Source organism: Mesorhizobium sp. WSM4904 (assembly GCF_029674545.1).
Lineage (GTDB): Bacteria > Pseudomonadota > Alphaproteobacteria > Rhizobiales > Rhizobiaceae > Mesorhizobium.
The window spans coordinates 759361-774432 of sequence record NZ_CP121354.1; the positions used below are offsets into that span (position 1 = coordinate 759361).

At 61.8% G+C, this 15072-nt stretch carries 10 protein-coding genes; 2 read left to right on the top strand and 8 right to left on the bottom strand.

Annotation, left to right across the window (positions count from 1 at the left end):
* Positions 1-129 precede the first annotated feature (129 nt).
* The 6 genes from QAZ47_RS03560 to QAZ47_RS03585 all read right to left on the bottom strand — a co-directional run bounded on the left by QAZ47_RS03560 (position 130) and on the right by QAZ47_RS03585 (position 7299).
* Positions 130-2301: a malate synthase G gene (locus tag QAZ47_RS03560; RefSeq protein WP_278232530.1), complete on the bottom strand. Its 2172-nt coding sequence runs from the start codon at positions 2299-2301 to the stop codon at positions 130-132.
* Between the two features lie 250 nt (positions 2302-2551).
* On the bottom strand, positions 2552-4588 hold the full coding sequence (locus QAZ47_RS03565) for a hydantoinase/oxoprolinase family protein (protein ID WP_278232531.1): 2037 nt from the start codon (positions 4586-4588) through the stop codon (positions 2552-2554).
* Between the two features lie 389 nt (positions 4589-4977).
* The gene (locus QAZ47_RS03570) at positions 4978-5604 is read right to left on the bottom strand and encodes a CDGSH iron-sulfur domain-containing protein (protein ID WP_278232532.1); all 627 of its coding nucleotides are present in this window, start codon (positions 5602-5604) and stop codon (positions 4978-4980) included.
* A gap of 114 nt (positions 5605-5718) precedes the next feature.
* Complete coding sequence (locus QAZ47_RS03575) at positions 5719-6066, bottom strand: hypothetical protein (protein WP_278232533.1); 348 nt, start codon at positions 6064-6066, stop codon at positions 5719-5721.
* Positions 6067-6269: 203 nt separating this feature from the next.
* A complete protein-coding gene (locus tag QAZ47_RS03580) occupies positions 6270-6776 on the bottom strand; it encodes a hypothetical protein (protein WP_278232534.1) in 507 nt (168 codons plus the stop codon).
* A 10-nt stretch (positions 6777-6786) separates the two neighbouring features.
* Complete coding sequence (locus tag QAZ47_RS03585; protein WP_278232535.1) at positions 6787-7299, bottom strand: hypothetical protein; 513 nt, start codon at positions 7297-7299, stop codon at positions 6787-6789.
* 441 nt (positions 7300-7740) lie between these two features.
* Here QAZ47_RS03585 and QAZ47_RS03590 point away from each other — a divergent pair, with 441 nt between their 5' ends.
* The gene (locus QAZ47_RS03590) at positions 7741-9540 is read left to right on the top strand and encodes a Z1 domain-containing protein (RefSeq protein WP_278232536.1); all 1800 of its coding nucleotides are present in this window, start codon (positions 7741-7743) and stop codon (positions 9538-9540) included.
* Positions 9541-10057: 517 nt separating this feature from the next.
* Here QAZ47_RS03590 and QAZ47_RS03595 read toward each other — a convergent pair.
* Together QAZ47_RS03595 and lepA are read right to left on the bottom strand one after the other, a co-directional pair.
* Positions 10058-11242, bottom strand: a complete 1185-nt coding sequence (locus QAZ47_RS03595) for a hypothetical protein (protein ID WP_278232537.1) — start codon at positions 11240-11242, stop codon at positions 10058-10060.
* 113 nt (positions 11243-11355) lie between these two features.
* On the bottom strand, positions 11356-13161 hold the full coding sequence (gene lepA / locus QAZ47_RS03600; RefSeq protein ID WP_278205607.1) for a translation elongation factor 4: 1806 nt from the start codon (positions 13159-13161) through the stop codon (positions 11356-11358).
* A 426-nt stretch (positions 13162-13587) separates the two neighbouring features.
* Here lepA and QAZ47_RS03605 point away from each other — a divergent pair, with 426 nt between their 5' ends.
* The gene (locus QAZ47_RS03605) at positions 13588-14652 is read left to right on the top strand and encodes a TadE/TadG family type IV pilus assembly protein (RefSeq protein WP_278232538.1); all 1065 of its coding nucleotides are present in this window, start codon (positions 13588-13590) and stop codon (positions 14650-14652) included.
* Positions 14653-15072 lie beyond the last annotated feature (420 nt).

Genomic DNA, 15072 nt, shown 5'->3' on the forward strand with positions numbered 1-15072 from the left:
GGCAATCAAGCCTCGGCCTGATCAGTCACGCCAATCACAGGGGATGTGTGCATGGCGTAGACGAATGTGGGGGGAGCGCCATATGCGATTGCCCTGCCCTCAAGGGGAGGGGCGCCGGCGCTACCGGCCTCAGGCCTGCTCCCTCGCCTTCAGCTCCAGCCGCCGGGCATGCAGCACCGGCTCGGTGTAGCCGTTGGGCTGAACCGTCCCCTTGAACACCAGGTCGCAGGCGGCCTGGAAGGCGATCGAACTGTCGAAGTCCGGCGCCATCGGGCGGTAGAGCGGGTCGCCGACATTCTGGCGGTCGACGATCGCCGCCATGCGCTGCAGCGAATCCCGGACCTGGATTTCCGAGCACACTTTGTGGCGCAGCCAGTTGGCGATGTGCTGCGAGGAGATGCGCAGCGTGGCGCGGTCCTCCATCAGGCCGACATCGTTGATGTCGGGCACCTTCGAGCAGCCGACGCCCTGGTCGATCCAGCGCACGACGTAGCCCAGGATGCCTTGCGCGTTGTTGTCGAGCTCGCGCTGGATCTCGTCCGGCGTCCAGTTCGGCCGCACCGCCACGGGTACCGACAGAATGTCGTCGAGCTTGGCCTTCGGCCGGCTCTTCAGCGCCGCCTGGACGGCGTGCACGTCGACCTTGTGGTAATGCGTGGCGTGCAAAGTCGCCGCCGTCGGCGACGGCACCCAGGCGGTGTTGGCGCCGGCCTTGGGATGGGCGATCTTCTCAACCAGCATTGCCGCCATCAAATCAGGCATCGCCCACATGCCCTTGCCGATCTGGGCGTGGCCGGCGAGCCCGCATTCGAGCCCTATGTCGACATTCCAGGCCTCATAGGCCGAGATCCAGGCGGCCTGCTTCATATCTCCCTTGCGGATCATCGGGCCGGCTTCCATCGAGGTGTGGATCTCGTCGCCGGTGCGGTCGAGGAAGCCGGTGTTGATGAACACGACGCGCTCTCTTGCGGCGCGGATCGCTTCCTTGAGGTTGACGGTGGTGCGCCGTTCCTCGTCCATGATGCCCATCTTGATGGTGTTCTTCGCCATGCCGAGCAGCGCCTCGACGCGGTCGAAGATTTCCACCGCGAAGGCGACTTCCTCCGGCCCGTGCATCTTGGGTTTCACGACGTACATCGAGCCGGCGCGGGAATTCGCCCGCCGCCCGTTCGAGCCGACATCGTGCAGCGCGATCAGCGCGGTGAGCGCCGCGTCCATGATGCCTTCCGGCACCTCGTGGCCGTCGCGGTCGAGGATCGCCGGATTGGTCATCAGGTGGCCGACATTGCGCACCAGCATCAGCGAGCGTCCCGGCAGCAGAAGCTGGCCGCCGTTCGGCGCCGTGTAACGGCGATCCGGGTTGAGCTTGCGGGTAAAAGTCCTGCCACCCTTGGTGATTTCTTCCGCCAGATCGCCCTTCATCAGGCCGAGCCAGTTGCGATAGACGACGACCTTGTCCTCGGCATCGACGGCGGCGACCGAATCCTCGCAGTCCTGGATGGTGGTCAAGGCCGCCTCGAGGAAGACGTCGGCGATGCCGGCCGGATCGGTCTTGCCGATCTCACTGGCGTGGTCGATGACGATCTCGATATGCAGGCCGTTCTTCACCAGAAGCACGGCCTCCGGCGTGGCGGCATCGCCGCGGAAGCCCGCGAACTGTTTCGGGTCGGCGAGCGTGGTGGCGCCGGCGCCTTCGCCGACCTTCAGCGCGCCATTCGCCACCGAGAGCCCGTTGACGCCGGCCCATTTGCCGGTGGTCAGCGGCACGGACTGGTCGAGGAAATCCTTCGCCCAGGCGATGACTTTCGCGCCGCGCGTGGGATTGAAAGCCTTGCCCCTCTCGGCGCCGCCGGTCTCGGGAATGGCGTCGGTGCCGTAGAGCGCGTCATAGAGCGAGCCCCAGCGCGCATTGGCGGCGTTGAGCGCATAGCGCGCGTTCATCACCGGCACGACGAGCTGCGGCCCGGCGACGACCGCGATCTCCGGATCGACATGTTCGGTCGAGACGCCGAAGGCCGGCCCTTCCGGCACCAGATAGCCGATCTCCTTCAGGAAGTTCTTGTAGGCCGCCATGTCGACCGGCGCACCGTTCTCGCGATACCAGCCGTCGAGCTTTTCCTGCATGGCGTCGCGCTTTGCCAGCAGGGCGCGGTTCTTCGGTGCGAGATCATGGACGATGGCGGAAAAGCCTTCCCAGAATTTTTCCGGGTCGATGCCGGTGCCGGGTGCGGCCTCCTCGGCCACGAAGTCATGGAGCTCCCGGGCGATTTGCAACCCGGCGATCTCGATGCGGTCGGTCATCAGCACGTCTCCAGATGGTAGGCTTGCCGGGGCTTTGGCATGTTGAGGGGCAGGGGTCAATTCGGCTTAGGATGTAGGAGGGCGCGACCTTCCCTTCTCCCCTTGTGGGAGAAGGTGGATCGGCGCGCAAGCGCCGAGACGGATGAGGGGTGTTCCAGCGGAGTGAGACGCCGGCTTTCCCTGGAGCACCCCTCATCCGTCGCCTTCGGCGACACCTTCTCCCACAAGGGGAGAAGGGAGAGGCTGCGCCTCACACCGCAATCCTTGGCCGCCCTGACGCCACCGCCACCACATGCGCTTCGATGAACATGCGCTGGCCTTCGATGGTCGAGACCTTGAACTCGGTGGCGACGTCGATCTCGGCGCTGTCGGTGCCGGCGTCCTTCGCGCGCTCGGCCGCGATCGCCCGCACGTCGGCCTCGGCCGCGGCGATCGCTTTCGCTTCGTCGGTGAAGTCTTGCACCGTTTGCCCTGATGCGAGCCGAAACAGCCCTTCCTTGGGCTGGCTGACTCGGGCCTCGGCCGAGACGCGGACCTGGCCGACGACGGCGCCGAGCGCGTTGGCAACGTCGGTATCCTCCGGCACGATGCAGCCGTTGCCGATCAGCGGCGGCAGCCCGGCATAATGCAACGGCGCCGAGGCGCCGAGGCCGATGACCGGACGGTCGAGCGCGACGGTGAAGCGGGCGATGCCGGGATGGGCGTCGACCGCGCGCTGCACCAGCGCATGCGCGACGGTTGCCGCGCCATCCAGCTCGTCCTCGGCGAAAGCGGTCTCGAGAATATATTCGGCCGACCAGCGGGTCAGCGTGGTGAGCACGCGCTCGGCGAGAGCCTCCGGCGTCGCCGCGATCGGCTGGCCGCGGCCGTCGCGCCGGCGGGCGAAAAGCTCGGCGCCAAGGCGGGCGGCGGCGGGATCCCAGTTCGACTGCTTGCCGAGCACATGGGCGGCATCCGACGGCGTGAAGCCGCAGATGTGCACCAGCCCGCGCCCAACCAGCCGGTTGAGCGTAGCGTTCTGTGCGTTGGAAGAGAGCAGCCGGTCGAGCGCCAGCGGCGTGGCGCCGATCGCCTCGTAGAGCTTTGCTTCCGGCGCGGTGAGGCCGGCGGCGAGCCGGTCCGGCACGCCGGTGCGCACGGCAAAGCGACCGTCCATGCGGCCGGGGTTCGGCGCGCGCAGCTGCCGCTCCAGCTCCGAGGTGACAGCCTCGCCATGCACCATGCCGGCCAGCGCCAGCGGCACCAGGCGACGCGGTCCGAGCAGGATCTTCGGGTCGAGGGCGCCGTCTTCCAGCGCCACTTCGGAATCGCCACCGAGGCCGAAGGTGCGCATGGCGACGGCTTCGACCATGGTGCGAAAGCCGCCGACGGTGGCGCCTTCCGGATCGAGGCGCGGGCGGCCGCCGTCGAGCACCGCGACGTCCGTCGTGGTGCCGCCGATGTCGGAGACCATGGCGTCGTCGAGGCCGGTCATGTGGCGGGCGCCGACCAGGCTGGCGGCAGGACCCGACAGGATCGTCTCGATCGGCCGCTGGCGGGCAAAGGCTGCCGACACCAGCGCGCCGTCGCCGCGCACCACCATCAGGGGTGCCGCGATGCCGCGCTGGGCGAGAAAGCCTTCGGTCGCCGCCACCAGCCGGTCGATCATCGAGATCAGCCTTGCGTTGAGCAAAGTGGTGAGCGCGCGGCGCGGGCCGCCGAGCTTGGCCGACAATTCGTGGCTGGCGGTGACCGGCAGGCCGGTCTTGTCGCGGATCAGGTCTCTGGCCGCGAGCTCGTGCGCCGGGTTGCGGGTGGCGAAATAGGCGCAGACGGCAAAGCCCGACACCGAACGCCCGAGCTCCGGCAGCGCCGCCTCGAGGCCGGAGAGGTCGAGCTTCGCCGCATTGCCGTGCACGTCATGGCCGCCGGGACAGAACACCACCGGATCGGTGCCCAGCGCCGTCTTCAGCCCGTCGCGGGCAAGGTCGGCCTCGGAAAAGCCGATCATGATCAGCGCCACGCGCCCGCCCTGGCCCTCGACCAGCGCGTTGGTGGCGAGCGTGGTCGACATCGACACCAGCTTGATCGCCGCCGGATCGGTGCCGGCCTTCTCCAGCACAGCATCGACCGCGCCGGAAATGCCGACGGCGAGGTCGTGACGCGTGGTAAGCGCCTTTGCCTTGGCCAGCACCTTGCCTTTATTCGGGGTATCGAGGGGGCCGCCCTCCTCCGACCACAGCACGGCATCGGTATAGGTGCCGCCGGTGTCGATGCCGAGGAAGAGGGGGGAGTGCTTGGCGGTCATTTTTGAAGATGGTCCGGGTCGGGGCTTTGTCGCGAAGCCCTTAGCCGATACGGGCTGGCGGATAAAGGCGGGAGAGGTGGGCCAGGGGGGTTAGAGCAAGTTCCTCCCCGCAAGCGCTACGCTATGCACACATCTTCTGTGATTGACTGATCGACCTGAGGCTTGATTGCCAGGTGGTTCCCCCAATCCGTCGCTGCTTCGCAGCGCCACCTTTCCCCCCTCCGGAGGGAAAGGAAGGGAGCGCTGCTGGACAAGCATTGACGGCAAAAGGCTTGGCGCCTTTCCTCTACCCCGTCGATCGGGGGAGAGGTGGCTCGGCGAAGCCGAGACGGAGTGGGGGTCGACCAGCGCTATATTGGACAATTCGTGCGCCAAGCTGCCATGCACGCCTACCCCTCGAACCCCACCCTCTTGTGGCTCCCGTCGCAGAACGGCTTGTTGGCCGAGTGCCCACAACGGCACAGGAACACTTTCGTGGTTCGGGCGACGGTGTGACCGGTGCCGGTGACGATCTCGGCATTGCCTTCGAGCTTGAGCGGGCCGTTGACGGTGGGCGTCACGTTGAGCGGACCGTCCCGCGCGTCCAGCACCTGCGCTTCCTTCAGCGGCGGCTCGCCGGTGGCGGCGAAGCCGGCCTTGATGTGGCTGTTGTCGCAGAACGGCTTGTTCTGCGAGGCGCCGCAGCGGCAGAGCGGGGCGCGATGGAAAGTCTCGCCGCCCAGCACGATCTCGGCATGGACCGCCAGCGGGCCGTTCTCGCGCAGGCGCACGGTGTTGACCACCGGCGGCTTCTCCTGCGGCCCGCCGTCCTTGCGCCGGTAAGTGATCGCGCCCGACGGGCAGTTCTCGGCCAGCGCCACCACCTTCTCGACGCTTGCCGCATCGGGATGGATCCACTCGCCCGGCGCATTGGGCACGAAGACATGGGGGTTGCCGAGCACGCAATTGCGCGAATGGATGCAGCGCCTGCCGCTGAAGGAAACGTCGATCTTCTCGCCTTCAACCGTGCCTGCCATCTGGGTGGGTCTCCTGTTTTGGGGGATGGAAGACGAGGCTAGGGCGAGGGTGGGAAAGGCGTCAAGGATGAACTCCCCCTTCTCCCCTTGTGGGAGAAGGGGGAGATTTGGCGCTCACTCCGCCAGGTCCACCGTCTCGGTGGAATGCTCCACGCAGATGAAGCAGCAGGTGTCGCAGGGCTGGTCGTTGTCGGGGCCGACGCCGGCGGTGACGGAATCGTTGCCGACCACCCAGGCGCCCCAGCAGATATGCTCGCCATTGTCGCAGGAGATCGGCACGGATTTCTTCGCCCCCGGACGGATGAGGAAGACCTTGTCGTTGCCCGGCCAGACTTTTTTGCTGTCGCGGCTGAACAGCTCCACCGCCACGCCGTCGGACCGCTGGTTGCGCACGAACACCGACATGTCGGCGGCGAAGGCCGGCGTGGCGAGGAGGATGGCGGCGAGCGAGAGGCGAATCATGGTGAGGTCCCCGAGGGCAGTAGAGCACGGGTGGCGCAGGTAATCTCCCCCTCGAGGGGGAGATGGCCGCAAAGCGGCCAGAGGGGGTCCTCGCGCGTGGAGTGCCGGCGTCGTCTGCTGCAGCGGTAGAAGTCGGCGCTCCACGCGCAGCGACCCCCTCTGTCGCCTGCGGCGACATCTCCCCCTCAAGGGGGGAGGTCGCGCTACCTCACCACCACATGCGGCGCGAATTTTTTCACCGCCTCCACCATCGCCTCGCCGCGCATGTCGAGCGAGGAGATTTCCATGTGCACGGTGGTCTTGCCGAAGGGCATTATCCCGAACGCGTTGGCGGCCGAATATTTGATGGCGTCGGGCGGCTCCTCGGTGAGCTCGAAATTGAGCATCGCCGCGCCCTTGCCGCCGGAGGCGAGACGCACGCTTCTGACCTTCGCCCACGGCACCAGCACGTCGCCGGCGCGAGCATCGCGGAAGCCCTGGCTGTCCAAGGTCACCTTGACCGAGGTGTCGAAGGCGCCGCGGGCGATGAAAAAGCCGAGCGCCAGGCAGGCGACCGAGAGCAGCGCGATCCACAGCACATGCCCGCCACTCGCTCCGGCAGCCACGCCCTGCAGCGCGCCGAAGCCGAAGACGCCGCCGATCAGGAACGGCCCGAAGGCCGGAAAGATCTTGCCGGTGGGGCTGTTGCGGATTTCGAGCGGCGCGGCCATGTCCGCGCGCTCAGCGTTCCGATTTCAGCAGCGTCCAGATCCAGCCGATGAAGGTGAGGAGCAGGAACGGATAGCCGAGCGCCGGCAGCGGCGACGAGGTGGGCAGCAGCGGCGCGCCCCAGAGGATCATCAGGGACGAGACGGTGAAGAGCGCGGCCGACACGAAAGCGGTGAGCCGCATCCACAGCGCGAAAGTGTCTTGCGCGCTGACCATGACGAGCCCCGCCGCCCAGAGCGCAATGCCGCCGGCATAGGAGGGGACGCTCGCCTGCAGCCCCGCCGCATTGCCGGCCAGAAGCAGGCTCTCGCCGGCGAGGAAAGTGAGGAAGCCGGCCGCGACGAGGTCATTGCCCAGCCGCTGGTATTTTAGGGTGAGAAGCGCCGCGGCGACGACGATGCCGACACCGTCGATGGTCCAGACCGTCTCGCGCAGTGCATCGCTGGTAACGAAGGTGCCGGCAACGCCGAAAGCGCCGCCGATGGCGAGGCCGATCGCGGCGACGGTGTCCAGAGTGGAGCGCATGTGATGTGTTCCCAAGCGGGGAGAGGATAACGCTGCACGGCAAGAACGAAAAGGGTGCGGTACGGAGGCGGTTCCGAACGACTTTATTTGGGCGTTAGTCGACGACTAAATATCAGATAATTGAAGAATCTCGCAAACTAGGCTTAGCTACGTTGATTCGTGGCAACTTGATAGTTCTCCAATGGCGCGGAAGTCAGACCTGCTTGACTGGGTTATAGAAGCTCTGACCGGTCTCGGCGGTAGCAGTAAAATCGTTCCAATTTGCCGCTTCATCTGGGAGCACCACGGCGCCGAGCTAAGAGACTCCGGCGACCTGTTCTTCGTATGGCAATACGAAATGAGGTGGGCGGCAACGGTCTTGAGGCGTGATGGAGTACTTACTCCAGTCTCGAGCTGCCCTAGAGGCGTATGGCAGCTTGCCGGTAAACGGGAGAAATGATCGTGGCGGAGGCATCTTTTGATATTAGCCGTTTCTCCAATCGTCCAGGCACGATGGGGCAATACGAAAGGCAGTTGCAACGCTTACGATCAGCCGGCAAGGAAGTGGTGGCCGTGGAGTCGGCTGTTAGGGACGCGCTTCGCAACCTTCAGAAGCTGCAGGGGCGCTCCTTCGTAATCTACGGAGAGCCTCAAAGCGGCAAGACAGAAATGATGATCTGCCTTACCGCGAAGCTGCTCGACGAAGGATTTAATTTCATAGTCCATCTCTTAAACGACAGCGTTGATCTCCTGGGCCAAAACCTTGGGCGCTTCAAGGCGTCGGGCCTCGCACCAGCCGCTCGAAATTTTAGCGAGATTATTGACCCCGCAGTGGTGCTAAAGGGTCAAAGCCATGTGATATTTTGCAAGAAAAACGGAGCCGATCTTCGAAAACTTTTGGAAAAAATTGGAAGAGTAAAAGGAATCGTCGTAATTGACGATGAAGCTGATTTCGCCTCACCAAACGCTAAGGTCAACAAAGGCGAAAAGACAAAAATAAACAAACTAATTAGCGATCTAATCGGACCTGACGGTTATTATCTCGGCGTCACGGCCACCCCAGCTCGACTTGATCTCAACAACACATTCGACAATGACAGCAATCTCTGGGTTGATTTTCCTCCTCACAGTAAGTATACTGGACAAGACACCTTTTTTCCACTGGACGGCGGTGTCAAATATTATCAAACTCTTTTACCCGATTCAGGAAGCGATCCCCGGCATGCTCGGAAGGCATTGTTCGGCTTTTTGGTAAACGTAGCCTATCTAAACTTGTATGTTAACTCGCACGAAAAGAACTACTCGATACTCATTCACACTAGCGGAAAGAAAGCTGATCATAAGACCGACTGGGCTAACGCTCATGGCGCATTAACGACGCTGATACAGCGTTCGTCTGCAGACTTTGAGAAATATACGAAACAGATCTGGACCCTTAGTCGAGAGCGTTTCCCTGACGCAGATAGCGATAGCATTACTAGCTATGTTTTGGACAATATAACCAGACACTCCATTGTTGTACTAAATAGCGAACGGGATTGGAAAGATAACTCGTCCGCGGCGACAAGCCCAACCAGCTTATTTACCATAATAATTGGCGGAAATATAGTATCAAGGGGGGTTACGCTTGATAACCTTCTATCTATGTATTTTACCAGAGATGTCCAGCACAAGATTCAGCAGGACACTTACATCCAGCGCGCGCGCATGTTCGGAAGCCGTGGAGAGTATTTGAATTTTTTTGAACTTACGATCCCCCAAGGGTTATACCTCGATTGGCATCGATGTTTCGTTTTTCACAGGTTGGCACTGGCGGCAATCAAGGAGGGCTTAGGTTCACTGGTTTGGCTGGGAGATACCCGCATTCAGGCCGTGTCCAGTGCAAGCATCGATCACTCTACGGTCGATCTCGATCGTGGCGAGATGGCGTTCAGTCTGTTTCCCTTTTCCGACCAAATTACTCAGGTGATCAACGGAAGCGGTTCAGTGTTCGAGCGGATGGAGCAACTTGCGGCTGCATTGGGGCCAACGGCATTTCCGGATTATTTGCTCAGGTACATCCGCGGGACGTCTTCGGGCCTCAAGACAGCTGTCGCCATTCACGACCCAATTTCCATAGCGGGCTATACCGACGGCCCCGATATCGACAAGGACCAGATCCTTCGCAAGCGTGGGTTTATCGCAAATCCCAGCTTGGGAAGTCGACTACTGCGGTACACCATCTCTTTGTGCTCTACAACGGCAAGGGTAACGCGAGGCTAATTTATAAGTTTATCGGCTCTATTCAATTCATAAAGAATAACGCGTCACATGATACCGGAATATAAACTTTACCATGGGGCAGTCTTGGCAGAGATTGTGCACCAGTGCACCGTTCCAATCCAGATTGACGAACTCCACGAGGAAGGTCGATTATCGTCCTATATCTTGGAATCTCGAGTTGGAATGCAGGTAAAGCACTCGACCCAGAGACTGCACCCTTGGAGCTTCACATTCACGAGGCGCAATGTTCAGGAGCTAGTTGATCTGCGGGCAATTTTTTCGAAGGTATTCGTAGTCCTTGTCTGCCACACGGATGGTATGCTTTGTATCGATTTGCCGGAATTTATCCAATTACTCGCTGTGGGAGATAGCGAGCAAGCGTGGCTTAGAGTCGATCGAAAGAAAGGAAAGTGGTACGAGGTCAATGGCAGTAAAGAACAAGGACCACGCAAATATCCTAAGGGAATCGATGCGTTGATGGGTGCTCTCGGATTTCAAGTTATTACGGAGCGACCCGCTAAGGCATCGCAAACGTGAGAACCGTCTCAGTTCGCATTCGCTTGGCTAGCTGCTCACTGGTCATAGGCAGATAGCGGCTTTGATTTGGCAACGGTCTTTCTGAGCGAGAGGCCAATTTTAGCCCGACTTGGTGGGCTGCTGAGACGACTGCTTCTGAGTTTCTAACGAAAACTCCTCGGAGGCACGAATCTCCGACAACAAAAATTGCCCGCCCTCCCGCTTTAAGGACACGAGCAATTTCTTCGACTACACCAAGGATGTCTACGACGTAGCGGTCCACCATACTCAGAAACCGTTTGGGCAAATTGGTCAAATCACCCATACTGTTCTTAACTGTCAGGTGGCTTTTTGAAGTCAGGTTAATTCCTAGCTGCCGTTCGGTGCCGATACTGCCCGACCTGATTGCCCGGAGATCAGCCAGTCTGTGGCCTAGCCAAACTAGGGACAGTCTGTGCCCCCGCAGGTAGTCTATCGCATTGAGATACGGCGGCGATGTAAGAACAGCGTCTATGCTGCTATCTGCGACCGATGCCATCGACCGCGCGTCGCCAATTGCTACTTCAGCGCTACAATTTGGAGGTGATTGGGTGAGACGCTTCCTAATAATCTCCATCGAGCGCTCAAATGCCTGTCTGACATCGAAGTCATTGGTATCCGCCACCTTGTGAGGGCGACTATGAGAAACATCCCTAGCCAAGGACGCTCCACGTTCCTTCGTTATGATGATCCGGCTTAGAGCAAGCCTCGCCAAATCTAGCGCTGGCAATTGGTCGGGGCGAGCGGTCACGGCATATTGATTCAACGCGTAGGAAATCCGACGAAGGGAGCTCTGCTGAGGTTCCGCAAACCAGAAGTCGACGAAGGCCGACGTTTCCTTGTCGCTATCGATCCACGGGATTGAGATGGGTTCTGCAGAGAGCCCATCGATAACCTCCAGCAATTCAGAGGACGTGCGCCTAGCAATTTCATCATCGATGGGGCTCGTCCACACGCGGCCCATAAGAACTGCTAGTGGGTCTAAATCAAATCCAATCGCGCGATGGCCAAGATTTGTGGCCTGACGGAGCACGGTCCCCGAACCTGACATCGGGTCGAGTACAACCCCCTTGGGGGCAAGTTCGGCCAATTTTTCTAGGGCAAACTCAGGTGACATACGAGCCGGAAACGGATGTATCGTCAGCATGCAGAGCGCCTAGTTATGTGGAATCATTAATTATACTATTCCCTAGAAAAATTCGAAAGTCACGATCAAGCATTTTCAAAGGAGAAGTAACTGAGCAAAATTCTCGACATTCCTCAATCCCCCATCTTAAGCGCCTGGATAAACGCCTCCTGGGGAATATCCACCTTGCCGAACTGGCGCATCCGCTTCTTGCCCTCTTTCTGCTTGTCGAGCAGCTTGCGCTTGCGGGTCACGTCGCCGCCGTAGCATTTGGCGGTGACGTCCTTCCTGAGCGCCGAGACCGTCTCGCGGGCGATGATGCGGCCGCCGATCGCGGCCTGGATCGGGATCTTGAATAGGTGCTGCGGGATCAGCTCCTTCAGCTTCTCGCACATGGCGCGGCCGCGTTTTTCCGCCGCCGAGCGGTGCACCAGCATGGACAGAGCGTCGACGGGCTCGTCATTGACCAGGATCGACATCTTCACCAGGTCGCCCTCGCGATAGTTGGTCAGGTGGTAGTCGAAGGAGGCGTAGCCCTTGGAGATCGACTTCAGGCGATCGTAGAAATCGAAGACGACCTCGTTGAGCGGCAGGTCGTAGGTCAGCATGGCGCGTTTGCCGACATAGGAGAGATCGGCCTGGATGCCGCGCCTGTCCTGGCAGAGTTTCAGGATGCCGCCGAGATAGTCGTCGGGGGTGAGGATGGTGGCGCGGATCCACGGCTCCTCGATCGAGGCGATCTTGACCACGTCGGGCATGTCGGCCGGATTGTGCAGTTCCTTGGTCGTGCCGTCGATGAGGTTCATGCGGTAGACGACGGACGGCGCCGTGGCGATGAGGTCGAGGTTGAATTCGCGCTCCAGCCGCTCCTGGATGATCTCCAGATGCAAGAGGCCGAGGAAGCCGCAGCGGAAGCCGAAGCCGAGCGCGGCGGAGGTCTCCATTTCAAAGGAGAAGGAGGCGTCGTTGAGGCGCAGCTTGCCGACGGCGGCGCGCAGATCCTCGAAATCGGCGGCGTCGACCGGGAACAGGCCGCAGAACACCACCGGCTGCGCCGGCTTGAAGCCCGGCAGGGCCTTTGCCGTCGGGCGGCGGTCCTCGGTGATGGTGTCGCCGACGCGGGTGTCGGCCACTTCCTTGATCGAGCCGGTGAAGAAGCCGAACTCGCCGGGGCCGAGCTCGTCGACATTGACGCGGGCCGGCTTGAAGACGCCGGTGCGCTCGACGAGATATTTCGCGCCGGTGCCCATCATGCGGATGGTCTGGCCCTTCTTCATCACGCCGTCGATGATGCGCACCAGAACGATTACGCCGAGATAGGCGTCGTACCAGCTGTCGACCAGCATCGCCTTCAGCGGGGCGGCGATGTCGCCCTCGCGCGGCGGCGGCAGCTGGTGGACGATCGCCTCCAGCACGTCAGGCACGCCCAGCCCGGTCTTGGCCGAGATCAGCACGGCGTTGGAAGCATCGAGGCCGATCACCTCCTCGACCTGCTCGCGGATGCGCTCGGGCTCGGCCGCCGGCAGGTCGACCTTGTTCAGCACCACGACGATCTCGTGGTTGTTGTCGATCGCCTGGTAGACATTGGCGAGCGTCTGCGCCTCGACCCCTTGCGAGGCGTCGACCACCAGCAGCGAGCCCTCGCAGGCGGCCAAAGAGCGCGACACCTCATAGGCGAAGTCGACATGGCCGGGGGTGTCGATGAGGTTCAGCACATAGTCCTCGCCGTTCTTGGCGCGGTAGTTGAGCCGGACGGTCTGGGCCTTGATGGTGATGCCGCGCTCGCGCTCGATGTCCATCGAGTCCAGCACCTGCTCCTTCATGTCGCGCTCCTCCAGCGCGCCGGTGAGCTGGATCAGCCGGTCGGCAAGCGTGGATTTGCCATGGTCGATATGGGCGACGATGGAGAAGTTGCGGATGTGGTCGAGGGGCGTCGTCATGCGGCGCGCTTTAGCAGGGGCGGGGATAGGGGGCAAGCGGCGGGGGCGGGGTGCGATCGGAGCAAAGCAGACAAACATGCTGGTCGACGTCCGGGCACAACCAATTGTCGGCGTCGGCGCTGCCCCTCATCGCCCTGCCGGGCACTTCTCCCCGTATAGAGACGGGGAGAAGGGGCCGGGCCGCAACGCCGGCTTCCTTCCTGCAACGCTGGCAATTGGCGAAACCATCAATGAGAGCGCCCCTCTCCCCGTCACTATACGGGGAGAGGATGCCGGCAGGCAGGTGAGGGGCAGCACAGGCTTTGGAAGACAGGACATCCGCCCAGGAACATTCAAATCCGCTTAAACTTTCATCCATCCCTTTAAGGCATCATTCGACCCGTTGGGGATGGCGGGCTTTGCCGCCGATGGCTTTGGGGTCAGATAATGTTTTCGTCGCCAAGAGATTTCGTCCGCTCGGAAAGCGGCTCGATGATGCCGGTCATGATGATGATCACGATCCCGCTCCTGCTCGCGGTCGGGTTTTCCGTCGACTACACCTCGGCGGTGACCACCAGGAGCGACATGCAGAACGCGCTGGACGCGGCGGTGCTGTCGATCACCACCCTGCCGACCACGACGTCGAATGCCGACCGCCAGACGGCGCTGCAGCAGGCCTATGCGGCCAATAGCGGGCAGGGCACGGCGACGCTCACCGGCGTCAACGTCGCCGCCGACGGCACGGCGACCTTCAGCGCCAAGGCGACCTATCCGATGCCGACCGATTTCATGCAGATCGCCAGGATCAAGACGGTGACCGTCGGCGTCGGCTCCTCGGTGCGCAAGACGCCGGCGCTGACGCAGGCCGACTTCAAGGTGACGAAAGTGTCGGGCTACTGGGCGAAGACCATGACGCTCTACGGCACCAAGTTCGGCGAAACCACAGCCAAGCCGTTGATGACGATCAGCTATACCTATAACGGCTATGGCGATCCGAAAGGCTACGGCACGACGACGGTGAGCACGATCAACGGATCGACGACGACGGTGGTCCAAAAACAGGTGTGCACGACCAGCACGGTGAAGAGCTTCACCAATCTGCCGACCGGAGCGATCACGCAGACCAGCGGCAGCAAGAAATATGTGACGACCTGCGCCAACACGTTCTATCCCGCCAACAGCACCGGCGCGGTGATCGACGTCAGCCAGATGGACAAGCTTTATCTGGAGATGAAGGTGCCTTCGGGCAATCCGACGACGCTGCGGTCGGACGATGCCGCCACCTCGAACCGGCTCTATATCGGTACCAGCACTACCAACATGCCCGAGGTTGCGACCGGCCAGACGGTCGACATCTTCACCGCCGTGCCCTGCGGCCAGACCGGCTACCAAGCCTGGGAAGACGGCGGCAACCCGGTGCCGGCCGATGTCAGCAATGCCGACTTCTTCTACACGACCACCGGCAAATGCGACTTCAACCGTCGGCCGTCGGAGACGATGCTGACGCAGTAGGGGCGCTTTTCGCTTCCCCCGTTGTGGGAGGAAGGGCGCGGCGCCGCCGCTGCTGATCTCCCCCACGAGGGTAACGGTATGCACACATTTCCAAGCGGCTGGTCTTTGGCGATAGCGTGCATGGCAGCTTGGCGCATGCATTGTCTAATGTAGCGCTGGTCGACCCCCCACTCCGTCTCGGCTTCGCCGAGCCACCTCTCCCCCGATCGACGGCGTAGAGGAAGGCGCCAGGCTTTTTGCCGTCAATGCTTGTCCAGCAGCGCTCCCTTCCTTTCCCTCCGGAGGGAGGAAAGGTGGCGCTGCGAAGCAGCGACGGATTGGGGGAACCACGTGGCAATCAAGCCGCGGCCTTATCAGTCACGCCAGTCACGGAAGATGTGTGCATCCCCTAGCCCCACGAGGGGGGAGATCGGCCGTCGC

What these genes read in the sequence shown, in the direction of transcription:
- QAZ47_RS03560 (WP_278232530.1), bottom strand. Translation starts at nt 2,301, where the DNA reads ATGACCGACCGCATCGAGATCGCCGGGTTGCAAATCGCCCGGGAGCTC.
- QAZ47_RS03565 (WP_278232531.1), bottom strand. Translation starts at nt 4,588, where the DNA reads ATGACCGCCAAGCACTCCCCCCTCTTCCTCGGCATCGACACCGGCGGC.
- QAZ47_RS03570 (WP_278232532.1), bottom strand. Translation starts at nt 5,604, where the DNA reads ATGGCAGGCACGGTTGAAGGCGAGAAGATCGACGTTTCCTTCAGCGGC.
- QAZ47_RS03575 (WP_278232533.1), bottom strand. Translation starts at nt 6,066, where the DNA reads ATGATTCGCCTCTCGCTCGCCGCCATCCTCCTCGCCACGCCGGCCTTC.
- QAZ47_RS03580 (WP_278232534.1), bottom strand. Translation starts at nt 6,776, where the DNA reads ATGGCCGCGCCGCTCGAAATCCGCAACAGCCCCACCGGCAAGATCTTT.
- QAZ47_RS03585 (WP_278232535.1), bottom strand. Translation starts at nt 7,299, where the DNA reads ATGCGCTCCACTCTGGACACCGTCGCCGCGATCGGCCTCGCCATCGGC.
- QAZ47_RS03595 (WP_278232537.1), bottom strand. Translation starts at nt 11,242, where the DNA reads ATGCTGACGATACATCCGTTTCCGGCTCGTATGTCACCTGAGTTTGCC.
- lepA (WP_278205607.1), bottom strand. Translation starts at nt 13,161, where the DNA reads ATGACGACGCCCCTCGACCACATCCGCAACTTCTCCATCGTCGCCCAT.
- QAZ47_RS03605 (WP_278232538.1), top strand. Translation starts at nt 13,588, where the DNA reads ATGTTTTCGTCGCCAAGAGATTTCGTCCGCTCGGAAAGCGGCTCGATG.